We start from the raw sequence: 24,655 nt of genomic DNA, 5'->3' as shown, positions 1-24,655 counted from the left end.
CTCTTTTTTAGATATAAAGGAAAAATAATGAACGAAAAAATATTAAATACCTTAGAGTTTAATAAGGTGAAAGAACAGTTCGTGCCCTTCTTAAGAACGGCACAAGGAATAAACGAGTTAAGGGAACTTTTACCAACTGATAAAAAAGAAAAGATTGAAGAACTATTCCTGGAACTTAAAGATTTTGGGAAGGTTGTCCAAGAAAATGGTAGTCTTAACCTAGGTGAAACAAGCGATTTAAGGGAAACTTTGAGACGGCTTGAATTACAAGCTAACTTAAATGGACCTGAATTAGCAAAGATTAAACGTTTTATTCGTGTAATTGCAGAAGTAGAAGATTATTTTGAGAATACTCAAAATGTTGAATTTGAAAACCTTCAAAATTTAATTGATAAATTTGTAGATACACCAAAATTACAAGGTCTTTTACAAGTGGTTGACGATACTGGTCATATCCAAGACAATGCAAGCAATCGATTGTTTGAACTTCGAACTTCAATAAAAAAACTTGAATCAGATGTTCGTACAGTGATGCAAGAATCAATGGTTAATAATGCATCATATTTAAGTGAAAATATTATTACAATTAGAAATGATCGCCAAGTATTGGCTGTTAAGGTTGAAAGTAGAAGTAAGGTACCAGGGATTGTCCATGATATGAGTGCAAGTGGTCAAACAATTTATATTGAACCAAGACAAGCTGTTTCAGTAAATAATAATTTAGCACAAAAGAAAGTTGAAGAACGTCATGAGGTTGAGAGAATTCTTGCCTTAGTATCTGACGAATTGCGTCCATATGTTGATGATATTAGACAAAATGCTTGGCTTTTAGGTCATTTAGACTTAATTAATGCAAAGTATGCATATCAACTAGAACGTAAAGCCATTATTCCAGATTTATCAGATGACAAAAATATAATTTTGTATGGAGTACGCCATCCATTAATAGATGATAAAGTATCTGTTGCAAACGATTTGAAATTTGATTCAACTATAAATACTATTGTAATTACTGGACCAAATACTGGTGGTAAAACTATTAGTTTAAAGACTTTAGGGCTCAGTCAATTAATGGCTCAATCGGGATTACCTATTCTTGCGGAAGATTTTTCTAGTGTAGGTATTTTTAGAGAAATATATGCTGATATTGGAGATGAACAATCTATAGAACAAAGTCTTTCAACATTCTCAAGTCACATGACTAATATTGTCGAAATATTAAATAATGTTGATAGCGAAAGTCTTGTCTTGCTTGATGAACTTGGAGCAGGAACTGACCCTAAAGAAGGTGCAGCACTTGCTATATCAATTCTAGATTTTTTACGTTTATCAAATACAAAAACAATGGCTACAACTCACTATCCAGAACTTAAGGCTTACGGGGTGGAAAATCCTGGTGTGACCAATGCCAGTATGGAATTTGATATTGAGAACCTGAAACCGACTTATAGACTAATAATGGGTGTTCCGGGTCGTTCAAATGCCTTAGAAATTTCTAAGCGCTTGGGTCTCTTTGATAAAATAATTGAACGTGCAGAGGAGCTGACTTCTGACAATGACCATGATGTAAATCTGATGATAGCAAGTCTTGAGCAGAAAAATCACGAGTTGATCGATAGTGTTGCTAATATTAAGAAGTTGGAGCGTGAAAACGTTACTCTTCATAATGATTTAGAGAAGATGTATAAGTCCTTTAATCGCGAACGTGAAGGTGAGTTGAACAAGGCACGTATTGAGGCACAGGATATCGTTAAAATGGCTACTGAAGAAGCAGATATCATTCTTAAGAATTTGCATGAACAGTCTTTATTGAAGCCACATGAGGTTATTGATGCTAAAGCACAACTTGATAAATTGGCACCACAGACTGTTGACTTATCAAAGAATAAGGTACTCAAGAAAGCTAAGAAAGCACGTGGTCTTAAACCAGGAGCCGAAGTCATTGTTAGCGAATATGGACAAAAAGGTACTTTGGTTAAACTTGAAAAGGATGGCCGTTGGCAAGTGCAGATGGGATTAATTTCTACCAAACTTACTGAAGATGAATTTGAAGTTGTCAAAGATGAGGAAAAAACTCCTACTAAAAAAGTAAATATCGTCAAAAAGGCAGGTAATAAGACCCTAAAAAGTCAACTGGATCTTCGTGGTATGCGCTATGAAGAAGCACAACTCGAACTTGAAGAATATATTGATCAAGCCTTGTTGAATAATATGGGACAAATAACAATTGTTCACGGTATTGGAACCGGTGTTATAAGAGAGATGGTTCAAAATTATCTTAAACGTAATAAACAAGTTAAATCATTTGAATATGCACCACAAAATGCAGGTGGAAGTGGAGCAACCATTGCAACATTGAAATAAACAACAATTCAATTTCAAGCATTTTTTTAATAAATTTAGTAGAATAAACGTAGGTCAAAACCTATAAGAATAATATTAACGGAGGAATAATAATATGGTATTAGAAGTTACTGATGCAAATTTCGTAGAAGAAACAAAAGAAGGTTTAGTAATTGTTGACTTTTGGGCAACATGGTGTGGACCTTGTCGTATGCAAGCGCCAATCTTGGAACAATTATCCGAAGAAGTTGATGAAACTGTTCTTAAAATCGTAAAAATGGATGTCGATGAAAATCCAGAAACACCTTCAGAATTTGGAGTTATGAGTATTCCTACCCTATTATTTAAAAAAGATGGTGAAGCTGTCAAACAAGTAGCAGGTGTTCATACAAAAGATCAAATTTTATCAATTCTTAAAGAAGTCTCAGGTGAAAGCATTCTTTAATCTGTGTTTGTTGGAAATCTTGCAAAAAAAAAAAAAATTTGGTAAACTATCAATGAAATGAGGTAGTTATGGCATATCAAGAACGAAACAAACCTAAAAGCTCTTTCCAAAAAATGGTTATAGCAGTTGCATGGGTTATGCTTATCCTAACAGTAGTAGCTGCTGTAGGTGCTGCAATATCAGCATTTATTTAAAACTCGCTTAAAAGCGGGTTTTTCTTTTTGTCTAAATTAAAATATTGTTTATCTTGTATAATAACCATATAAAAAAACTTCTCCAATAGGAGAAGTTAAGTATTAAAAATTATTTTACGAATTCATTGATTTCTTCTTCAATGCTTTCAATTTTTTTAGTTGCTTCTTCATCAGTATCACCAATTACAGCAAGATAGAATTTAATTTTTGGTTCAGTACCACTTGGTCGTACTGCAATCCAGCTGCCATCTTCAAGATGATATTTAAGTACATCACTTGGAGGAGTTGTAAGTTTTTCAACTTTTCCAGTATGAGATGTTGCCGTTTGTTCCTTAAAGTCCTCAGTGAGTAATACTTCTAGACCGGCAAATTTACCTGGAGCATTATCTCTGAAATTAGTCATAATCTCTTTGATTTGTGCGCTTCCGTCAATTCCTTCTAAAGTAAGTGAAATTGTTTTTTCTTTGAAATGACCATATTCAGCATAGATATCTTGGATTCCATCGTAAAGAGTTTTTCCAAGTGATTTATAGTAAGCCGCCACTTCACAAACAAGAAGTAGGGCTTGAATGGCATCTTTATCACGAACAAAAGGTTTGATTAGGTAACCAAAGCTCTCTTCGAAACCAAACATGTAAGTATGACTACCAGTATCTTCAAATTCTTGAATTTTTTCAGCAATGAACTTGAAACCAGTTAGAACGTTGAACATTTCAACATCATAACTTTCAGCAATATGAGCTACTAAATCAGTAGATACGATAGATTTTAAGATAGCAGCATTTTCTGGAAGAGTTCCTGCAGATTTATGTGCTTCTAAAATATATTTAGCAAGGATAGCACCGATTTGATTACCAGAAAGAGGTTGGTAATTTCCATTTGGAAGGAGTACTTCCACACCGATACGATCAGCATCAGGGTCAGTAGCTACAAGCATTTCTGCTCCGACTTCACGACCAAGCTCTTCAGCAAGTTTGAAGGCAGCTTGACTTTCAGGATTTGGTGATTTAACAGTTGGGAAATCACCATCAGGAATTGCTTGTTCTTCGACAACTGCAATTTTTTCAAATCCAGCTTGAGCAAGTCCAGCACGTCCTAGCATTTCACCAGTACCATGAAGAGGAGTATAAACAATATTTAAGTCACGACCAAATCTATCAATTAGATCTTGGTTAATCGTTACAGTTTTAAGGAGTTCAAGATATTTATCATCAATTTCTTTACCAATGATTGTTATCAATCCCTCTTCAATATATTTATCACTAAGTTCTGGATTGATTGAAAAAATATCATCAATCGCTTCAACATATTTTGTTAATGCATCAGCATCATGTGGAGGCATTTGTCCACCATCTTCACCATAAACCTTGTATCCATTATAAGGAGCAGGATTATGGCTAGCAGTAATCATTATACCATTAAGAGCGTTCAGTTCACGAACAGCAAAAGATAATTCTGGAGTTGGTCGCAAAGATTCAAAAACAAAACTAGGAATTCCGTGACTAGCTAAAACAGACGCAGCTTCCATAGCAAATTCTGGTGAAAAATGACGAGAATCGTAGGCAATTGCAACACCACGTTTTTTTTCTTCTTCCCCTTTGCTATCCATTAGACGTGCAAGTCCTTCAGTAGTTAAGCGAACTGTATATTTGTTCATACGGTTAGTACCAACACCAATTAATCCACGTTGTCCTGCAGTACCAAACTCTAAACTTGTATAAAAAGCATCTTCAATTTGTTCCTCAGTTAAATGATTTAATTCTTCAACAAGATGTGCATCAAGATCCTTGTTATCAACCCAAGATTGATATGTTTCTTTGTAACTCATAAGCTTCTCCTTTTTATTATATATGTAAGCAATTACATTTTATCATAAATTAGTAATTTTTTCACTTGTTTTTAGTGAAATGTTACAACAAAGATTACTTGTATTTTAATAGATATTGAGAAAATTAAAATGATTGCTGTCATAGTAAGCTTCTTGGTTTCTTTATATTGAAACAGAGGTATGAAAATGAATGAATTTGAATGAAAATTGTTGAAAATGGTTTCTTTGTTTTTGAAATTATATAAAGAAAAAGACGTGAGCAACGTCTTTTGTATTCTTACTTTTTAATCTCTGATTTTTAATAATGCTGGTACTATAGCAGCTGTTAAAATAGCAGAGATAATAGCTTCAGCTATTGAGTTTGTACCTACAACAGAGGCAAGCACGGTCTTAACTGACCATTTTAGGACATCACCGAAAATTAAATAAATTGCAGAAAGAACTAAAATAGTATTTGTTGCACTTCCAGCAAAACCAGCAATTCCTGCACCGATTTTAGTATTCTTCTTTAAGAGTTGAAATACAAAATAAGGTACAATACCTATAAGGATACGAGGCACAAAAGCAATGAGAATAGCACGCCAGTCACCAGAATTTGTTCCAGGAACAGGTTGTAGTGGGCTAAATAAGAAACTTGTTGGTGTAGTAATAATAGTAGCTGTAACTGTACTGATTACACCCATTATAAATCCTAGGAATGCTCCAATTTTAGGACCTAAAATAATTGAACCAATTATTACTGGTACATGAACTAAAGTTGGCCTAATTGGAAATGGCCAAATAGTAAAAATTACTTGAGTTAAAACGTTGATAACAATCATAATGGCAATGAAAATAGAAATAATAGCTGTATTTGATGCCTTAGATTTTCTCATAAGATAGGGTCTCCTCTATTTTTGTTTTTATATAATCAAGATCTGCTAAAGCTCCACGTCCATAGTCACCGCAAGCAAGCAAAGCTACTTTGGGTTCGATTTCTGTGAAACCAACAGATTTTAAAATATCAATATTATTTTGAGTCAATTTATTTTCATACATATTTGTATTCATAGCAGGGGCTATTATTTTTTTGACTTCTGGTGGTAGTGCGAGTGCTACTGATGTTACTATATCATTTGCTGCACCATGTGCTAATCTACTAATTGTATCAGCGCTAGCAGGGGCAACAATATATAAATCGGTATTTTTTGCTATTTCAATGTGATTAACTACTTTCGGTAAATCCTCATTCATAACATCAAGATGAACGGTATTTTTAGATAGAACCTGCAAGGTTAGAGGCGTGATGAATTGTTGAGCTGCTTTAGTCATTAAAACAGTGATTTTATGACCATCTTTAGTCAGTGAGGATACTAAATCGGCCGCTTTATATGCAGAGATACTTCCAGTAACTGCGAGAGTTATATTAGCCATTAGCTTCTCCTTTTAACTTTTGAAGTGTTGTAGTAAAAATTAAATCAGCAATTTCACTCTTAGTATGAGCGATTTTTTCCCCATTTTCATCAACTAAGTATCCAATGTGTTGGCCATCAAAAATATCTTCTAGGTCATTGGCGAAAATATAATCTGCTTTATTCTTGTTCAAACTAGTTCTTGCTACAGAAAATAATTCTTTTTTAGAAACACCAACCAAAAGTTTAAAACCAACTAGAATCACATCCTGATTGTATTCTTTGATCTTACTAATAATTTTAGGATTTTTTTTCAAAAATAGGACTTGATAATCTGATTTTGAAGAGATTTTCTTGCTGGAATTTTTCATATTTAAAAATTCATTTAAATCGTTGCTAGTAGCAACTTCACCAAAGTCAGTCATATAGATTGGACTATAGTCACTAACAGCCATGGAGTGAATTACAATATCCACTTGTGGCACATATTTTGCCATGTTTTCATCCAAAGATTGGGTGTCTGATATTGATATAATTTTAAGGTTATCAGATGGATCGGGTAGTTTAGCATTTTTTCCTGCTAACAAAATAACAAAATGACCATCTTCAATATATTTTTCGGCAATAATTTTTCCTAGACTTCCTGTTGCAAAATTTGTAATACCACGAACTTTATCAATATTTTCTGTTGTTCCGCCTGAAGTAATTAAAACCTTCATTAGTAAACCTCCTTAATACGTAGCTGTTAACGCTTTCCTATTATATTAAAAAAACAGGAATTTATCAAACTTTCTGGATATATTTGTTGACAAGATAAAATAACGACTGTATAATAAGTTTGTATTGATGAGGTTGATATTCTACGTTCATCTTGGATGTATGTTTAATAGTCTTCCGTATCATATATTGATTTAAAAATAACCGTTATCCTCCATAAAATAACATTATTTTTAAATTATCACAGCTTATCATGTGTTAATGTTAACATCTAATTTTTTTATCCCCCATAATGTAAAAGAATTAGCTAGACATGATAACTGTAAATTAATAAATCTTTCCCCCATTAAAGATTTATCCCCTTGAGAACGGACTTTGGTCCGTTTTTTTATGTTTATATAATAAAATGCAATTCTTTTCTGTAATAAGAATTGCATTTTGAATTACTTAATGGTTGTTTTGTTGCTATTTGAACTAGTGAATAAATATTTGAGAATAAAAGGTGCAATTATTGTTGTAAGGATGATTACAATAACAAGTTCAGAATATATCTGAGTTGATATTATTTTTTCATCTAATCCGATTTGGACAACAATGAGAGCCATTTCTCCACGACTAACCATTCCACTACCAATAACTAAAGAATCTTTTTTACTGAATTTAAATGCCCGACCTGAAATGTATGCAGGCACTATCTTTGTAAGTACAGCAAGTATAGTAAATATAGTTATAGATCCGATTTTACCGACCATTCCATTAAATGAAATTGGAAGTGCAATTGATACAAAGAAAATTGGAATAAAGAATGTATAAGCAACTGTGGATATTGAATGTTCGATATCTTTAGCAAAGCTTGTCTGTCCGATAGCAAGTCCAGCAAAGAAAGCACCGATTACTGAACTCATGCCAACTAAATCAGCTAGTATAGCAAGTGTAAAACATATAATTAAGGCAATTGAAGCATTCTTGGCAAAGACTTGGATTCGTCTTGTATATTTGAAAATACACGGAACAAGGTATTTAATGACAAAAAATAGAAAAACAAGGAATATTACTTGACTTAAAATTTGTAAACTAAAATTGGAAGAATCTCCTCTCGACGAAATAAAGAAACTTAAAATTAATACTGCAAGAATATCATCTGCTACAGCTGCTCCCAAAATCACGGCACCAGCTTTACTTTTTACCTTTCCATACTCTTGAAGCACTTCAACAGTAATTGAAACACTAGTAGCTGCAAAAACTATTCCGTAAAAGAATGCGGTGTTGCTATCGTAACCTAGAGTCTTAGTGTATAAAGTGAAAAATAGTAATGGAACCATCACACCAGAGATTGCAACTAGAAGGCTAGGTTTTAGATATTTTTTTAAAAGTCCCAAATCAGCTTCCAATCCAGCGAGGAACATTAAAAGTATAACACCAATTTCTGACAGAAAGTGAAGTATTTCAGTTTGTTTTACTAATCCTAAAATAGCTGGGCTAACTAATATACCAACAAGTAATTGCCCTACGACGGCAGGTATTCCGAATCTTTTTGAAAAAGTTGTGGCTAGAAAGCTAGCCAGTAAAACTATTGTAATTTGAATTAATTCAGTCATATTTTTCTTCCTATATATATAAAATAAAAAATAATATAGCATAAGCTACATTATTTTCTTTTCATTTCTCCGTGAGGGAAATAAGTTCCTTCTTCCATATCGTTTATAAAAACGTGAATTGCATCAGCAGAAGCACCAGTATTTTTCATAACAACTTCAGTTACTTCTTTGGCAAGATTAATTTTTTGTTCTTCAGTGCGACCTTCAAAAAGATCTATACGTACAAATGGCATTCGTCACCTCCTTATATTTTCTTGGCTATTATAACACGTGTTTAAGAAATAGTAAAAGTGATACGGATATATGAATTATTAAGAGGTATAATACATATTTTAAAAGTAGAGTAAAAAAATAGTTAAAAAAGTTTTTTTTCTTGTAATTATTAACACTATAATATGATAAGCTAAAATAAAGGAGATGAATATGTTGAATAAAAATGAAAATACTATAAAAAGTCAGGACAGTTTATCTGAATTTCAAGGGATAATAGCGGAAAAAGTACTTCCTAACGAGGATGTAAGTAATACATATAGAGTTTTCCTCAATAACATAGAAGCAATTTCTGATGATGAAAATTTATTACCCATTTTAAATAATTTTGGTCTAGTATTAAACTTAATAAAAGAACAGTTTCAAGGTATCAGACCAAACAAATTAAAAATCGGAGATAAAGTAATCTTTTCTCTGAAAGGTATCCCACCAATGACTATGTCTATTCCACCACAAGTAGCAGGGGTAGCTGTAGACTATATAAAACTTGTTGAAGAATAAAATGCCTATATAGAAAAAATTCTCGTACTATGGTAAAATTTAGAGTAACTTTATTCTTGTCCTCTTTGGACAAATGACTATTTGGAAGGATATTTTAGATTAATGGCACAGTTATTTTTTCGTTATGGTTCCATGAATGCAGGTAAAACTATCGAAATTTTGAAAGTTGCACATAATTACGAGGAGCAAGGGAAAAAAGTTGTTTTAATGACAAGTGCTCTTGATACACGTGATGGTGTGGGAATAATCTCTTCTAGAATTGGAATGAGCAGACCGGCAGTTCCAATTACTGATGATATGGATATTTTTGAAATGATAGATGAAATGGTTGAAAAACCATACTGTATCTTGATTGACGAATGTCAATTTTTAAGCAAAAAAAATGTCTATGATTTAGCAAAAATAGTTGATGATTTAAATGTTCCAGTCATGGCTTTTGGACTCAAAAATGATTTCCGTAATGAGATGTTTGAAGGTTCAAAACAATTGCTTTTACTGGCTGACAAGATAGAAGAAATAAAAACAATTTGCTGGTATTGTAGTAAAAAAGCTAATATGATTTTACACTTTGTTGATGGTAAACCTGTTTATGAAGGTAATCCAATTCAAATCGGAGGGAACGAATCATATCTACCTGTTTGTCGCAAACACTACTTTCATCCAGAGCTAGCAGATATAAAGGAGAATAAATAAATGTACGATCAGCTTCAATCGGTTGAGAACCGTTACGAAGAATTAGGGGAGCTTTTAAGTGACCCAGAGGTAGTAAGTGATACAAAGCGTTTCATGGCTCTTTCAAAAGAAGAAGCGAGTATTCGTGAAACTGTAGCAGCTTACAGAGACTATAAAAAAACACTAGAAACAATCTCAGAAAGTGAAGAACTACTTGGTGAGAGCGGGCTTGATGATGAAATGATTGAGCTTGCCAAAGAAGAGCTTAAAGAAGCAAAATCTCATAAAGAAGAACTTGAAGAAGAAATGAAAATTCTTTTACTTCCTAAAGATCCAAATGACGACAAAAATATTATCATGGAAATTCGTGGAGCAGCAGGTGGAGATGAGGCAGCATTGTTTGCCGGTGATTTATTAAATATGTATCAAAAATACGCTGAAAGCCAGGGATGGAAATTTGAAATAATGGAAGCTAATGTTACTGGGATCGGTGGTTATAAGGAAGTTATAGCTATGATCTCAGGTGATTCTGTTTATTCTAAACTAAAATATGAAAGTGGAGCACATCGTGTTCAACGTATTCCCTCTACTGAATCACAGGGTCGTGTTCACACATCAACTGCTACGGTTGTAGTCTTACCAGAAGCAGAGGACGTTGAGATTGATATTCCAGATTCTGATTTACGTGTAGATATCTATCACGCTTCTGGAGCAGGTGGACAGCACGTCAATAAGACAGCGTCTGCTGTACGTATTGTCCATTTACCAACAGGTATTAAAGTTGAAATGCAAGATGAACGTAGCCAACAAAAGAACCGTGAAAAAGCTATGAAAATCATTCGTGCCCGTGTATCTGACCACTTTATCCAAGCAGCACAAAGTGAGTATGATGCAAACCGTAAATCTGCTGTGGGAACTGGTGATCGTTCAGAACGTATTCGTACATATAACTTCCCACAAAATCGAGTAACAGACCACCGTATTGGTCTTACAATTCAAAAGCTAGATCAAATTCTTGCTGGAAAACTTGATGAAGTGGTTGATGCTTTGGTTATATATGATCAAACACAAAAATTAGAAGAATTAAATAAATAAAAAGGATAGCTAATAATGAATTACAAAGAGTTTTTTGATGAAAGAGAAAAGGATGCTCAAAATCAGGAAGATTTAGGCTATGTGTATCGATATATCAAAAAACTTGATAGACTTTCCTACCTTAATTTGTTAAATAAAGAAATTGAAGAAAATGACAGGCAACTTTTGGAAAATATTTCGCAAAGATTAGCTCAGAATGAGCCTGCGCAATATATAGTTGGAGATACTGATTTTTATAATCTTAATCTTAAAGTTGATCCAAGAGCTCTAATTCCACGTCCTGAGACAGAAGAGTTAGTAGACTTGATTTTGAAAGAAAATGAAGTTGAAAATTTAAAAGTCTTAGATGTTGGTACTGGAACTGGTGCGATTGGATTATCTCTAAAAAAAGCACGTCCTTCATGGCAAGTTACTTTAGCAGACATTTCAACTGATGCTTTGGCTCTTGCAAATACAAACGCAGAAGCCAACAATTTATCAGTGGATTTTGTTCAAAGCGATGTCTTTTCTAGTGTGAATGGGTCTTTTGATATCATAGTTTCAAATCCTCCATACATTGCATATGATGAACAAGATCTGATGGATGAGTCAGTAATCAAATATGAACCAGATTTAGCATTGTATGCTACTGAATCAGGTCTTGCAATTTATAACAGATTAGCAGCTAATTCCGAGCAATTTCTAAGTCAGGGTGGTAAAATTTATTTGGAGATCGGTTTTAATCAGGGACAAGCTGTTAAAAATTTGTTCCAAAAATCTTTTCCCAAAAAAGAAATTAGGATACTGCCTGATTTGGCAGGATTAGATAGGATGGTGGTTATTAGTGATAACGGAGAGGTTAGAAAATAATCAAACTGCACATGCCGCTGATATATTGAAGTCTGGGGGACTGGTTGCTCTTCCTACAGAAACTGTATATGGTTTGTTTGCAGATGCTCTAAACGAGGATGCTGTAAGACAAGTTTTCGCAGTTAAAAATAGGAGCTTGGATCATTCCTTAAATTTAAATATTTCTAGTATTGAGGACATATATAAATATTCTCAAAATCAGCCAAGTTATCTTGATCGTATTGTTGAGAAATTTATGCCTGGTCCTTTAACTATAATTTTAGAAGCAAATGACAAGGTTCCTTCATACATTAATGAGGGCAAAAAAACTGTTGGATTTAGAATGCCTGCAAATCCATTTACTTTAAATGTCATCAAAAAAGTTGGTGTTTTAGTTGGTCCAAGTGCTAATATTACTGGACAGAGTAGTCCTACTAAGGCTAAACAAGTCTTAAGGGATTTTGATAAAAAGATAAATGCTGTGAAAGAAGATGATTCTGGTATCAGTGGAGTAGACTCGACGATAGTTGATTTTTCAGGTGAAAAACCAATTATTTTACGACAAGGAGCAGTAATGCTAGAAAGTATTGAGGAGCTATTATGATTTTTGACAAGATTGAATTTGCAAGTTACGATCCAGAACTTTGGTCAGCGGTTAGTGCTGAGGAACGTCGCCAACAACAAAATATTGAGCTTATTGCTAGTGAAAATGTGGCTAGTAAAGCAGTTATGGCTGCTCAAGGTACAGTTTTAACAAACAAATATGCTGAAGGCTATCCAGGACGTCGTTATTATGGCGGTACTGATGTTGTAGATATTGTTGAGAATTTAGCAATTGAACGCGCTAAAGAACTGTTTGGAGCGAAATATGCCAATGTTCAACCACATTCAGGTAGTCAAGCAAACCAAGCAGCATATATGAGTTTGATTGAACCAGGTGATAAGGTGATGGGAATGGATCTTGCAGCTGGAGGACACTTAACTCACGGAGCACCAGTGAGCTTTTCAGGAAAAACATATGATTTTACATCATATGGGGTAGATCCAACTACAGAAGAACTTGATTATGATGCTATTCGTGTTAAAGCGCGTGAAGTTAAGCCTAAGCTTATCGTCGCGGGAGCGTCAGCATATTCTAAAAAAATTGAATTTGATAAGTTCCGTGAAATAGCAGATGAAGTTGGGGCATATTTGATGGTTGATATGGCTCATATTGCTGGTCTTGTGGCAGCAGGAATCCATCAAAACCCTATTGATTATGCAGATATTGTAACTACTACAACCCACAAAACTTTACGTGGACCTCGTGGTGGAATGATTTTGACAAACAATGAAGATCTTGCTAAGAAGATTAATAGTAGTATCTTCCCAGGTATTCAAGGTGGACCATTAGAACATGTAATTGCTGCTAAAGCTGTTGCTTTCAAGGAAGCACTTGATGATGAGTTTGTAGCCTACCAAGAGCAAGTTGTAAGTAATGCTAAAGCTATGGTTGAAGTTTTCGCTCAAGAAGAAGGTCTTCGTGTTATAAGTGGTGGAACAGATAATCATCTCTTTATGCTCGATGTGACTGGACTTGGAGTAACAGGAAAAGAAGCTCAAAATCTATTAGATGATGTCAGCATCACTTTAAACAAAAATTCTATCCCATTCGAACCACTTAGTCCCTTTATTACAAGTGGTGTGCGTATTGGAACACCAGCCATTACTAGTCGCGGATTTAAAGAAGAAGAGTCTAAACAAGTTGCTAATTTAGTTATTAAAGCTTTGAAAAATAAAGATAATCAAGAAGTATTAGATGAGGTAAGGGATGAAGTTGTCGCCTTGACTGACAAATTCCCACTATATTAAAATGATCGATATATATGTAAAAAAAGCAATAATTCACTCGTTTGATCCAGGACAACCAGAAATTAACTTTTCGACAAGTCTCATGGAACTGTCACCTTTATTACTTGATTATGTCACTAAGAAGGTGGAAAAAGTATATTCTGATGATGCTAAACGTGGAACACTCTCTGAGGACAATCAGTTTTTACTCAATATAAATGATGATTTTATCAAGTCATCAGAAAAAGTAGCAAATTTTTGGCGGGAAGAATTTGTTTTGTCAGAAGCTCAAAAAATGAATGACTTACTTTTTGTTGAGTTTGAAAAAGATACACATTTACACTTTGCCTTTATTAGAATGAGTTTAAGAGAAAGTTTCGCTCATATTGATGATGAAGGTAATATCAAAATTAGAAAGACAGAGAAAAATTTACCAGGTGCAGGAAGCGCAGCTGATGAATCTATCGTTATTAATTTAGATACAAAAGAATACCATTTAATTGAAAAAAGAATTAAGTATAATGGAAAAAATTATAATTATTTCTCTGAAAACTTACTCGCTGAAAAACCTGATATTTCTATAAATCATGCCATAAGAGCAATAAAGAAAACTGCACAAGCCGTTGCTAAAGACATGAATAAAGATGACTTCATGTTCTCTTCTAAGATTCAAAATGCAGTTTTTAACTCAATCGAAGAAAAACAAGCATTGGATCCGGAAGAACTAGCTAATCAATTCTTTTCAGATAATCTTACAGCACGCTTGAATTTTCAAGAGAATGTTAAAGAATCGATTCCTGAAACACTTAAATTTTCTGAAGTTCCTACTGAACGAATGGAAAAGAAGTTATCAAATCAAAAACTATCGTTGTCCAACGGAATTGAATTAATGGTGCCACAATCTCTTTATGATGATGCGGATTCAGTAGAATTTATTCAGAATGAAGATGGCACCTATTCAATATTAATTAAAAATATTGAAGAAATAAAAAATAAGTGGTAAAAACCTTGAGATTGGAGGCTGAAAAATATGTTTAAATTCTTACGAAGACTTATAGTTTTTGGCCTTTTGGTTTTTGCTGGTCTTTATTTATATAATGTTCGACAAAATGTGAAACAAGTTATGACTTACAAGGACTATGTTCAAACAACATTAAATGAACATGGGGTGGCAGGTAATAACGATACTGAACTTGCCTTAGCTATTATTTATACAGAGACTAAGGGTCGTGCTGCTGATGTTATGCAGTCTAGCGAAAGCATGTCTGGTCAAACTAACATGATTGATAATGAGCAAGACAGTATAAAGCAAGGAATTATAACTCTATCAGAAAGATTAGAAGGTGCTGCTAAAGCAAATGTGGATGTTTGGACTGGAGTTCAATCATACAATTTTGGTGAAGGTTATATTGATTATGTAGCTAAAAATGGTGGTAAAAACACTTTAGAATTAAGTGAAAGTTATTCAAAAAATGTTATAGCTAAGTCTTTGGGAAATACTGAAGGAAAAACCTATCGTCATCTCACTCCAACAGCTATTTTATTTAATGGTGGAAAGCTTTATGTTAATGGTGGAAATATTTTCTATGCCCGTGAGGTTAGATTTAATTTATACTTGATTAGAATAATGGATTGGTTTTAATAATTAAGTATTGGGTTTAAAAATATTTAGATAATAATGTGGTTAAAAGATAGTTTGTTATAGACTATCTTTTAATTATGTAGAAGAATCTTAATCAAACAGCTCTTGACCCCCTACCATTTCCCCAAAATTTATTTTGTGTTATAATTAAATTTAATGAACTGTACTAGTTATTTAAAAACTAAGGAGAATAATAAATAATGGTTAAAATTTATCTTGTTAGACATGGTAAAACCATGTTTAATACAATAGGAAGAGCTCAAGGTTGGAGTGATACTCCTTTAACAAAAGAAGGTCAACTTGGAATTACAGAACTTGGCTTAGGTTTTAAAATAAATAATATACGATTTGATAGGGCTTATTCATCAGACAGTGGTAGAACCCTACAAACAATGAATCTTATCCTTGAAAATTCCGATAATGAAGGCATTGCATATACAATGGATCCACGTATACGTGAATGGTGTTTTGGAAGTATGGACGGCGCCTATGACGGAGAATTATTTGGTGGAGTATTACCACGTACAGAGGCATTTGGTGGACGAGAAATTGATTCATTAACATATGAAGATATTGCAAATGGAATTATGGAAGTAGATACTGCTGGATGGGCTGAGTCTTGGGATGTTTTAAGTAATAGGATTATTACAGGATTTACAGAACTTGCACAGGAAGCAGAAGATTTTGAATCAGAAGAAATAGTAGTAGTAAGTCATGGAATGACCATAGCTACTTTTATACATTTAATTGATCCTGATCAACCAAGAATTCAGTTGTTAGATAATGGAAGTGTAACAGAATTAGAGTATAAAAATGGTCAATTTGATATTTTGAAAATTGGTGACATGTCGTATCGTCGAGAAGGAAGAAAACTATTAAAGAATGAAGAGTAAAAACGTAATAATTGGTGCTGGAGCTGTGACTGCGATAATCTTGTCAGTATTTGCAATCAGTAGCCTACTGGGAAATAAAGAACATGACTCAGATTTTTCCAAAAAAAATACACAGATATCTGGGAAAAAAGAAGAATCAGCTGAGAAATATGAAGAATCTTCAACAAATAATTCAGATTCATCTGCTGAAAAAGATGAATCAAATTCCCGAGCATCAAAAGACGATTGGAATTTGGTCTTAGTTAATAAAAAAAATGTTTTAGACCACGAAGTTTCTTTTAATCAGGTTTCAATGACTGAGGGTAAGTCAATTATTGTTGATGAGAGAATTGAAGAGGCCTTGCAAAGTTATGTTGATGGTGCAAAGGCTGCAGGATATAGCATACAATATGTTTCGGGATATAGAAGCCGTGCTGATCAGCAAGTTGTATATAATAACTCACTTCAACAAAATATATCAAGTGGTATGAGTGAAGAACAGGCTAAAGAAGCAACTGAGTCTCTAATTAATCCTCCAGGATCAAGTGAGCATATGACAGGACTTGCTGTTGATATAGCGGGAAGTGATGCACTGGCAGCCTATCCGCAATTAGAAGGTGATATGGATAAGTATGAATCACAGCAGTGGTTGATTAATCACGCACCAGATTATGGATTTATTCTTAGATATCCAAAAGATACTAGATCAACTGAAAAGACAATGATTGACTATGAAAGTTGGCATTTCAGATATGTTGGCAAAGACATCGCTAAGTATATTACAGAAAATCAAATTACATTAGAAGAATATCTAGATAAACTACCGGATAAGGAGCAGTAAGAGTTAATGAGACGAAAATTAAAAATTCCTTTTATTGTCCTTTTTTCTTGTTTTATTTTTCTAATTTTATTTTTTATCAGTAGGATTTCAATAGAATATAAAGTTGAAGATACTATCTCAGCAGAAGTGAAGAAAAACAAGGTCAGCAAGAATGAATTTATTAAGGAAATAGCACCCGCTGCACAAAATGTTCAAAGATCATATGGAATACGAGCCTCTCTAATTATGGCTCAAGCAATTTTAGAATCAAATTTTGGTCAAAGTGACTTAGCAAGTAAATATAATAATTTGTTTGGTGTCAAAGCAGGTACTACTGATAAGCATGTTAAGCTTGAAACTAAAGAATACATTGATGGAAAATGGATTACAATCAAGGATGATTTTGCGTGGTACGATTCATGGTCTGATTCAATTATTGCTCATGCAAAACTTATGCGAGAAGGAGTAGATTGGGATAAGAATTTGTATGAAGATGTGATAGCAGCAGATAACTATAAAGATGCGGCAAAATCAATTCAGGAAGCTGGCTATGCAACAGATCCGACGTATGCCGATAAGATTATAGAAGTTATTGAACAATATAAATTATATGAATACGATAGGCAGTGAGATATATAATCTTATTGCTTTTTTATATCAATATTTACTAATTAATAGCATCTATAGAGTATTATATAATCAGTATTTTAATCAACGGAGATCAGTTTTATATTTTATTTTACTAATATATCTAAAAATTAGCACTCGATATAAATAAGTGCTAAAAATGTGTGCTTTTCCCTTGACAATATTTCTTATAGGGTGTATTATATAAATATAGTTAGCAGTCAGGAGGTATGAGTGCTAATGTTGACGAAAAGACAACAGAAAATTTTAAATTTAATAGTCGGTATCTATGGCGAGTCTCAGATACCTGTTGGTTCAAAATTATTAATGGAAAATATTAAGGCCAGCAGTGCTACTATCAGAAATGATATGAATGCTCTTGAAAAATACGGATTTTTAAAAAAAGAACACTTGTCAAGTGGAAGAATACCTTCCGTTGATGGTTATAAGTATTTTATTGAAAATTTCTTAGAGCCTAATAAACTTGATAAGAAAACCATCTTTGATGTCATGCAAGCATTTGACCATGACTTTTATAGAGTAAGTGATATCTTTGAAACAGGAGCTAAACTTTTAGCTAAACGAACAGGATTTACGAGTTTTGTTTTAGGGATTCAACCGAAGGATCAAATTTTATCAAATTTTGATATCGTAATTCTTGATAACCATTCTGCCTTAGCAGTTATGACAATGGCAACGGGAATTGTTAAAACTAATCAATTTGTCTTACCAAGTAGTTTGACAGATAAGAGTTTAAAGACAATTTCAGACATTGTCCACTCAAGGCTAGTTGGAAAACGAGCTATTGATATTCACTATGCTTTGATGACTGAGATACCGCAAATACTAGCTAAATATTTTCAGGTAACTGATGGGATACTAGAGTTATTCGAAGACATATTTTCCGTTTTATATACTGAAGATATACATGTATCTAGAAAGCATGATCTGTTTGACTACACTAGTAGAGATGAAAAGTTATATCAGCTTCTTAGTGATAATCAAAGTTTAACTCATGAATTGAGAAAAGTAATTGATGGAGAATCAATGAGAGTTATTAAGATAGATGAGGCTGGAGCTTTTGAAAATCTAACAGTAATTGCTCAAAAGTTTATTATTCCATATAGGGGTACTGGTACAATTGCAGTAATTACTCCAATTGATATTGATTATGATAAAATTGTTAGCCTAGTAGATTTGATAGCAAAAATTTTATCAATGAAATTAGCTGATTATTATAGATATTTAGACGGTAATCATTATGAAGTTCAAAGATGACGTCAAGACAAGGAGATGAAAATGTCTAAAAAAGATTTAAAAAAAGAAGAAAATGAAGAAGTAGTACCGCAAGAAGATATTCAGGTTGAAGAGGCTATTAATGAACCTACTGAACTTGAATTAGCTCAAGCAAAAGCTGATGATTTTGAAGATAAGTACTTACGAATGGCAGCTGAAATGCAAAATATTCAACGTCGTTCAAACGAGGAAAGACAGACACTTCAAAGATATCGTTCGCAAGATTTAGCTAAGAAGATTCTTCCTAGTATAGATAATCTGGAAAGAGCACTTGCTATCGACGAAATGGATGAATCCGTTCGTAAGGGAATTGAAATGGTTCAAGAGAGTTTGACTCGTGCGCTTTCTGAAGAAGGTGTTGAAGAAATTTCTTCTGATGGAACTTTTGATCCAAATTTCCACATGGCTGTGCAAACTGTTCCAGCTGATGATGAACATCCAGCAGAAACAATTGTTCAAGTCCTTCAAAAAGGTTACAAACTTCATGAACGTGTACTAAGACCTAGTATGGTAGTGGTGGCACAATAATATAATATATTGACCGCAATGTCATAAAACTATAAATAAAATAAACAGATTAGAATTAATAAAGAAAACAAAAAGGAGAAAAACATTATGTCTAAAATTATTGGTATTGACTTAGGAACAACAAACTCTGCAGTAGCTGTACTTGAAGGTGGAAGTGCAAAAATCATTCCAAATCCTGAAGGGAACCGTACAACTCCATCAGTAGTATCTTTTAAAAATGGTGAAATCCAAGTTGGTGAAGTTGCAAAACGTCAAGCAGTAACTAACCCAGATACAATTTCTTCAATTAAACGTCATATGGGTGAAGATTACAAAGTAGAAGCAAATGGAAAATCTTATACACCACAAGAAATCTCAGCTATGATTCTACAATATCTTAAAGGTTATGCAGAAGATTATCTTGGAGAAAAAGTTGAAAAAGCTGTAATTACAGTTCCTGCTTACTTCAACGATGCACAACGTCAAGCAACAAAAGATGCAGGTAAAATTGCTGGTCTTGAAGTTGAACGTATTGTAAACGAACCAACTGCAGCAGCACTTGCTTATGGATTAGATAAAGACCAAGATTCAGATGAAAAAGTTCTTGTATTTGACCTTGGTGGTGGTACATTCGACGTTTCTATTCTTGAGTTAGGTGACGGAGTATTCGATGTATTGTCTACAGCTGGTGATAACCATTTAGGTGGTGATGACTTTGATAACAAGATTATTGATTATCTAGTAGCTGAATTCAAAAAAGAAAATGGAATTGATCTTTCTAAAGATAAAATGGCAATGCAACGCTTGAAAGATGCAGCTGAAAAAGCTAAAAAAGACCTTTCAGGTGTAACTTCTACTCAAATTAGCTTACCATTTATTACTGCTGGAGAAGCTGGACCTCTTCACTTAGAAATCACTCTAACTCGTGCAAAATTTGATGAGTTGACAGCTGACTTAGTGGATCGTACAAAAGAACCAGTTCGTCGTGCTTTGAAAGATGCTGGATTAACATCTAGTGACATTGATGAAGTTATTTTAGTTGGTGGTTCTACTCGTATTCCTGCTGTTGTTGAGGCAGTTAAAAAAGAAACAAATAAAGAACCAAATAAATCAGTTAACCCTGATGAAGTAGTAGCTATGGGTGCTGCAATCCAAGGTGGAGTTATCACTGGTGATGTTAAAGACGTTGTACTTCTTGATGTTACACCACTTTCACTTGGTATTGAAACAATGGGTGGAGTTATGACTAAATTAATTGATCGTAACACTACTATTCCAACAAGTAAATCACAAGTATTCTCAACAGCAGCTGATAACCAACCAGCAGTAGACATTCATGTATTACAAGGTGAACGTCCAATGGCAGCTGACAACAAAACTTTAGGTCGTTTCCAACTTACTGATATTCCAGCTGCACCACGTGGTATCCCTCAAATTGAAGTAACATTTGATATTGATAAAAATGGTATCGTATCAGTTAAAGCAAAAGATTTAGGTACTCAAAAAGAACAAACAATCGTTATCCAATCTAATTCAGGCCTTACTGATGAAGAAATCGATAAAATGATGAAAGAAGCCGAAGCAAATGCAGAAGCTGATGCAAAACGTAAAGAAGAAGTTGATACTCGTAATGAAGCTGATGCTCTTGTATTCCAAGTTGGTAAAACATTACAAGAACTTGAAGGCAAACTTGACGAAGCTGATGTTAAGAAAGCAGAAGATGCTCGTGAAGAATTGACAAAAGCACTTGAAGGTGATGATATTGAAGATATCAAATCTAAATCAGAAGCTTTAAATGAAATCGTTCAACAACTTTCAGTAAAACTTTATGAACAAGCAGCAGCAACTCAACAAGCAGCTAATGAAACTGATTCTACTGACTCTTCAGCATCTAACGATGATGTTGTAGATGGTGATTTTGAAGAAGTAGATAAATAATATTAAGTTCGCCTATACTGCATAACAACAGTAAATAAAAAGGCTCTTTGTTAACAGATGCAGCTATATAAAATATATCTATTCAGTTACTTAGAGTTTAAGTAGCACGATTAATCGTGCTACTTTTTTTGCTTGTACAATCATTATTATTATCATGAAGACTCTCCTTTGGAACATTCTTTTTATTTGTGCTAAATATTTATATTTGTGTTATTATGTCAATTGTAGATACAAATTATGCGGATATATTTATTGCTTTTTTATAAATATATCGTTGACAGATATATCGGAAACTGATATAATTCTTTGTATCGGTAACCGATACAATTATTTGAAGGAGAAAATTATGGTTTTAGATTTAAAAAATGTAACTAAAACTTTTGGGGACAAAAAAGCAGTTGCTAACCTCAATATGACTGTAAATCCAGGACAAGTTATGGGTTTAATTGGTCAAAATGGTGCTGGTAAAACTACAACTTTTAGAATGATACTGGATTTTATCAAAGCTGATTCAGGCTCTATCATCACATGGAAGGGCAAGGAAATAACCCCTCAAGTTAAACAGAAAATTGGTTTCTTACCTGAAGAACGCGGATTGTATCAAAAATTAACAGTAGAGGATCAAATTTTATATTTTGCTGAGCTTCATGGAATGAAAAGATCAGATGCCAAAGAAAAATTAAATACCTGGATGAATCGTTTGGAAGTAGTTGGTAAAGTCACAGATAAAGTTCAAACACTGTCAAAAGGTAACGCGCAAAAAGTTCAATTAATAGCAACAATAATTCATGAACCAGAATTTTTAATATTAGATGAACCTTTTACTGGTCTTGATCCAGTGAATACAGCTCTTATGATGCAAGAAATTAATCGTCTTAAAGAGCAAGGAGCTGCAATTATTTTTTCAAGTCATAACATGGATGGTGTTGAAAAACTATCTGATGACTTAACCATGCTAAAAAATGGTAAAACTGTTTTGCAAGGTGGTGTTAGAGAGATTCGCGATAGTTTCGGTCGAACACAAATTTATCTAGAGTCTGATGATGATACTAATGATTTATTGAATATTCCAGGTGTTGAATCAGTAAATAAGAGTGGTCAAGGAAGAATATTACGTCTTGAAAATGAAGAAGTAGGATTACGTGTTTTCGAATATGTAGCTCGTGATGGATACGTACAGTCATTCATGCAGGCACCACCTACTTTAGATGAGATCTTTAGAGCGGAGGTAGCTATTAATGAATAATCAAACAGCGCTCGTAGCTAAGCAAGTATATAAATCACGAATTAAATCGATAGGTTTTTGGGGAATAGTATTATCTCCTATAATTGTAGCCTTAGTTGGAATAGGAATTACATTTTTAATGGGTAGTATGGCAGATAAAAGCCAAGCAAAATTAGCAATTGTAAATGATCCACAACTAGTAAAGTATATCAAAGCAAGCAAGTCACTTGATGTTGAAATTTCTGAAGTATCAAGTGTAGATACTGCAAAAAATGAGCTTTCAAAAGAAAAAATAGATGGATATTTGAATCAAGATAATGGTAAATTTACTTTGATAATTTCAAGTGAGGCGAATGCCAAAATTGACGAAAATACTATTCGTAATCTCCTTACTCAATATCAATTTACTGAAAGAGCATCTAAGTTAAATCTATCGAATCAAGAGATTGCTTCACTTCAGGCCCCGGCTGACTTATCTGTGCATTCACAAGATAAGAAGGGTGACACAAAGGCTGGTGGTGATGTCGCAAATGGTGCTAATTATGCAATTAGCTCTGCGACTGGTATACTAATCTTTATGCTTCTATCAATTTACGTTGGAATGATAGCGCAAGAAATAGCTAATGAAAAATCATCACGGATCATGGAAATTCTTTTAGCTGCAACTAGTGCAAAAGTTCAATATTATGGCAAATTAATTGGAATATTTGCCTTAGCTTTAACTCAAATTGCAATTTATGTAGCAACAGTATTCATTGCACTATTTTTCTTTAAAGATAACGATATGTTAAAGATGGTAAAAGAAGTCCTTTCAGGAGTTGATCTAGGTTTCTTAGCCGTAACACTTGCGATGGTTCTCGTTGCAATCTTTGGATATCTTGTACTAGCATCAATAGTTGCTTCTCTGGTTAATGAACAAAGTCAAGTTCAACAGGCAGTAGCACCTGTCATGTACCTTTCAATGATTGGATATATCTTAGGATTCACGGTAGCTGGTTCACCAAATAATCTTTTGATAAAAATATTATCTTACGTACCATATATTTCACAATCACTAATGCCATCACGCTTAGCAATTCAATACGCAACCATGAAAGAGGCGGTAATTGCTTTAGTTATTGAAGTTGTAGTAATAGGATTAATTACCAAAGGTGCAGAAAAAGTCTATGCGAAAAATGTTCTATCATATAGTGATGATAAAATATTTAAACAACTCATCAATTCATTTAAGCGCTCATAATTTTATTGATATATTATAAAAACTTCTCTTTCCTTGTTAAGGAAGGGAAGTTTTTTCGTATAAACAATAAAGGAGAAATTAATGAATTTTCAAACAGAAATAATTGAAAAAATAAAGAATCATAAAAAATATATTGCTGTTTTCACTTTCTTATTGATATTACTTAGTATATTTAGTTTTTCTTTTCTTAATAAAAACGAGGGAGAAACAGAAAATCAATCATTCAGTAAACTGTTATCAGATCAAGAAGAGAATAAAATAGACATCCACACTGAAAAGAGTGAAAATAGTATTTCAAACATTGAAAAACAAGAAAATTCATCAATAGTTGTTGATATGAAGGGAGCAGTTAATAAGCCAGGAACATATAAAGTTAGTTCGAATTTAAGGGTAAATGATGTGGTTAAATTGGCAGGAGGAATGACTAAAGATGCAGATAATAAGTCAGTAAATTTAGCACAAAAAATTACTGACGAAATGGTTATCTATGTAGCATCAATAGGAGAAAATATAAATATTGTAGCTGAACCCTCCGAATCAATCAATAATAGTGAAAAAATAAATGCAAGTGGTAATAAAATTAATATTAATATTGCAGATGTAAATCAGCTACAAACTTTATCAGGAGTTGGTGCTAAGAAAGCTCAAGATATTATAGATTATCGTGAACAAAATGGAAATTTTAAAACAATTGAAGAATTGCAGAATGTTAATGGTTTTGGAGCTAAATCAATTGAAAAATTAAAGGAGAATATAACGGTTGATTAGGAGAAAGT

26 protein-coding genes are annotated in these 24,655 nt (G+C 33.4%); 20 read left to right on the top strand and 6 right to left on the bottom strand.

The annotated features are described in order from the left end of the window. The first annotated feature begins 27 nt into the window (after positions 1 to 27). The 3 genes from BG261_RS06070 to BG261_RS11265 all read left to right on the top strand — a co-directional run bounded on the left by BG261_RS06070 (position 28) and on the right by BG261_RS11265 (position 2,982). Entirely contained in the window at positions 28 to 2,364 is a 2,337-nt protein-coding gene (locus tag BG261_RS06070) for an endonuclease MutS2 (protein WP_070792250.1), read from the top strand. Between the two features lie 94 nt (positions 2,365 to 2,458). After that, entirely contained in the window at positions 2,459 to 2,788 is a 330-nt protein-coding gene (trxA, locus tag BG261_RS06065) for a thioredoxin (protein ID WP_070792249.1), read from the top strand. 68 nt (positions 2,789 to 2,856) lie between these two features. Then, positions 2,857 to 2,982 (top strand): DUF4044 domain-containing protein, encoded by a 126-nt coding sequence (locus BG261_RS11265; RefSeq protein WP_083318287.1) that lies wholly within the window; start codon positions 2,857 to 2,859, stop codon positions 2,980 to 2,982. Between the two features lie 109 nt (positions 2,983 to 3,091). Here BG261_RS11265 and BG261_RS06060 read toward each other — a convergent pair whose 3' ends face one another. From BG261_RS06060 to BG261_RS06035, 6 genes are all read right to left on the bottom strand, one after another. Further along, positions 3,092 to 4,810 (bottom strand): phospho-sugar mutase, encoded by a 1,719-nt coding sequence (locus tag BG261_RS06060; protein ID WP_070792248.1) that lies wholly within the window; start codon positions 4,808 to 4,810, stop codon positions 3,092 to 3,094. A gap of 284 nt (positions 4,811 to 5,094) precedes the next feature. Then, positions 5,095 to 5,685: an ECF transporter S component gene (locus BG261_RS06055; protein WP_070792247.1), complete on the bottom strand. Its 591-nt coding sequence runs from the start codon at positions 5,683 to 5,685 to the stop codon at positions 5,095 to 5,097. After that, entirely contained in the window at positions 5,672 to 6,223 is a 552-nt protein-coding gene (gene coaC, locus BG261_RS06050) for a phosphopantothenoylcysteine decarboxylase (protein ID WP_070792246.1), read from the bottom strand. The genes BG261_RS06055 and coaC overlap by 14 nt, the downstream gene beginning before the upstream one ends. Continuing rightward, a complete protein-coding gene (locus BG261_RS06045) occupies positions 6,216 to 6,920 on the bottom strand; it encodes a phosphopantothenate--cysteine ligase (protein ID WP_070792245.1) in 705 nt (234 codons plus the stop codon). Before BG261_RS06045 ends, coaC begins: the two co-directional genes overlap by 8 nt. 441 nt (positions 6,921 to 7,361) lie before the next feature. Next, complete coding sequence (locus tag BG261_RS06040; protein WP_070792244.1) at positions 7,362 to 8,516, bottom strand: cation:proton antiporter; 1,155 nt, start codon at positions 8,514 to 8,516, stop codon at positions 7,362 to 7,364. A gap of 50 nt (positions 8,517 to 8,566) precedes the next feature. Then, positions 8,567 to 8,749, bottom strand: a complete 183-nt coding sequence (locus BG261_RS06035) for a 4-oxalocrotonate tautomerase (RefSeq protein WP_070787315.1) — start codon at positions 8,747 to 8,749, stop codon at positions 8,567 to 8,569. A gap of 190 nt (positions 8,750 to 8,939) precedes the next feature. On the opposite strand from BG261_RS06035, the gene BG261_RS06030 reads away from it, so the two are divergent. From BG261_RS06030 to BG261_RS05950, 17 genes are all read left to right on the top strand, one after another. Next, entirely contained in the window at positions 8,940 to 9,287 is a 348-nt protein-coding gene (locus BG261_RS06030; RefSeq protein WP_070792243.1) for a hypothetical protein, read from the top strand. A gap of 102 nt (positions 9,288 to 9,389) precedes the next feature. Continuing rightward, a complete protein-coding gene (locus tag BG261_RS06025) occupies positions 9,390 to 9,980 on the top strand; it encodes a thymidine kinase (RefSeq protein WP_070792242.1) in 591 nt (196 codons plus the stop codon). Continuing rightward, positions 9,981 to 11,054, top strand: a complete 1,074-nt coding sequence (prfA, locus tag BG261_RS06020; RefSeq protein WP_070792241.1) for a peptide chain release factor 1 — start codon at positions 9,981 to 9,983, stop codon at positions 11,052 to 11,054. Positions 11,055 to 11,069: 15 nt separating this feature from the next. Beyond that, the gene (gene prmC / locus BG261_RS06015; RefSeq protein ID WP_070792240.1) at positions 11,070 to 11,903 is read left to right on the top strand and encodes a peptide chain release factor N(5)-glutamine methyltransferase; all 834 of its coding nucleotides are present in this window, start codon (positions 11,070 to 11,072) and stop codon (positions 11,901 to 11,903) included. After that, a complete protein-coding gene (locus tag BG261_RS06010; protein ID WP_233278907.1) occupies positions 11,878 to 12,486 on the top strand; it encodes an L-threonylcarbamoyladenylate synthase in 609 nt (202 codons plus the stop codon). The genes prmC and BG261_RS06010 overlap by 26 nt, the downstream gene beginning before the upstream one ends. Further along, positions 12,483 to 13,733 carry a serine hydroxymethyltransferase gene (gene glyA, locus BG261_RS06005; protein WP_070792239.1) on the top strand — a complete coding sequence of 417 codons (1,251 nt, stop codon included), beginning with the start codon at positions 12,483 to 12,485 and terminating at the stop codon, positions 13,731 to 13,733. The genes BG261_RS06010 and glyA overlap by 4 nt, the downstream gene beginning before the upstream one ends. A gap of 4 nt (positions 13,734 to 13,737) precedes the next feature. Continuing rightward, on the top strand, positions 13,738 to 14,715 hold the full coding sequence (locus BG261_RS06000; protein ID WP_070792328.1) for a nucleoid-associated protein: 978 nt from the start codon (positions 13,738 to 13,740) through the stop codon (positions 14,713 to 14,715). Positions 14,716 to 14,742: 27 nt separating this feature from the next. Further along, on the top strand, positions 14,743 to 15,354 hold the full coding sequence (locus BG261_RS05995) for a lysozyme family protein (protein ID WP_070792238.1): 612 nt from the start codon (positions 14,743 to 14,745) through the stop codon (positions 15,352 to 15,354). 200 nt (positions 15,355 to 15,554) lie between these two features. Further along, positions 15,555 to 16,247 carry a histidine phosphatase family protein gene (locus tag BG261_RS05990; RefSeq protein WP_070792237.1) on the top strand — a complete coding sequence of 231 codons (693 nt, stop codon included), beginning with the start codon at positions 15,555 to 15,557 and terminating at the stop codon, positions 16,245 to 16,247. Next, a complete protein-coding gene (locus tag BG261_RS05985) occupies positions 16,237 to 17,067 on the top strand; it encodes a M15 family metallopeptidase (protein WP_070792236.1) in 831 nt (276 codons plus the stop codon). Before BG261_RS05990 ends, BG261_RS05985 begins: the two co-directional genes overlap by 11 nt. 6 nt (positions 17,068 to 17,073) lie before the next feature. Then, a complete protein-coding gene (locus BG261_RS05980) occupies positions 17,074 to 17,676 on the top strand; it encodes a glycoside hydrolase family 73 protein (protein ID WP_070792235.1) in 603 nt (200 codons plus the stop codon). 237 nt (positions 17,677 to 17,913) lie between these two features. Continuing rightward, entirely contained in the window at positions 17,914 to 18,951 is a 1,038-nt protein-coding gene (gene hrcA / locus BG261_RS05975) for a heat-inducible transcriptional repressor HrcA (RefSeq protein WP_070792234.1), read from the top strand. A 21-nt stretch (positions 18,952 to 18,972) separates the two neighbouring features. Further along, positions 18,973 to 19,497, top strand: coding sequence for a nucleotide exchange factor GrpE (gene grpE, locus BG261_RS05970; protein ID WP_070792233.1), 525 nt, complete (start codon positions 18,973 to 18,975; stop codon positions 19,495 to 19,497). Positions 19,498 to 19,584: 87 nt separating this feature from the next. Continuing rightward, positions 19,585 to 21,414 (top strand): molecular chaperone DnaK, encoded by a 1,830-nt coding sequence (dnaK, locus tag BG261_RS05965; protein ID WP_070792232.1) that lies wholly within the window; start codon positions 19,585 to 19,587, stop codon positions 21,412 to 21,414. 346 nt (positions 21,415 to 21,760) lie between these two features. Beyond that, positions 21,761 to 22,660, top strand: coding sequence for an ABC transporter ATP-binding protein (locus BG261_RS05960; RefSeq protein ID WP_070792231.1), 900 nt, complete (start codon positions 21,761 to 21,763; stop codon positions 22,658 to 22,660). Next, entirely contained in the window at positions 22,653 to 23,879 is a 1,227-nt protein-coding gene (locus BG261_RS05955) for an ABC transporter permease (protein WP_070792230.1), read from the top strand. Before BG261_RS05960 ends, BG261_RS05955 begins: the two co-directional genes overlap by 8 nt. Before the next feature lie 81 nt (positions 23,880 to 23,960). After that, the gene (locus BG261_RS05950) at positions 23,961 to 24,647 is read left to right on the top strand and encodes a helix-hairpin-helix domain-containing protein (RefSeq protein ID WP_070792229.1); all 687 of its coding nucleotides are present in this window, start codon (positions 23,961 to 23,963) and stop codon (positions 24,645 to 24,647) included. Positions 24,648 to 24,655: the final 8 nt, after the last annotated feature.

It is taken from the genome of Floricoccus tropicus (genome assembly GCF_001832905.1).
In the GTDB taxonomy this organism is placed as follows: domain Bacteria; phylum Bacillota; class Bacilli; order Lactobacillales; family Streptococcaceae; genus Floricoccus; species Floricoccus tropicus.
This window is presented reverse-complemented; position numbering and strand designations above follow the sequence as displayed.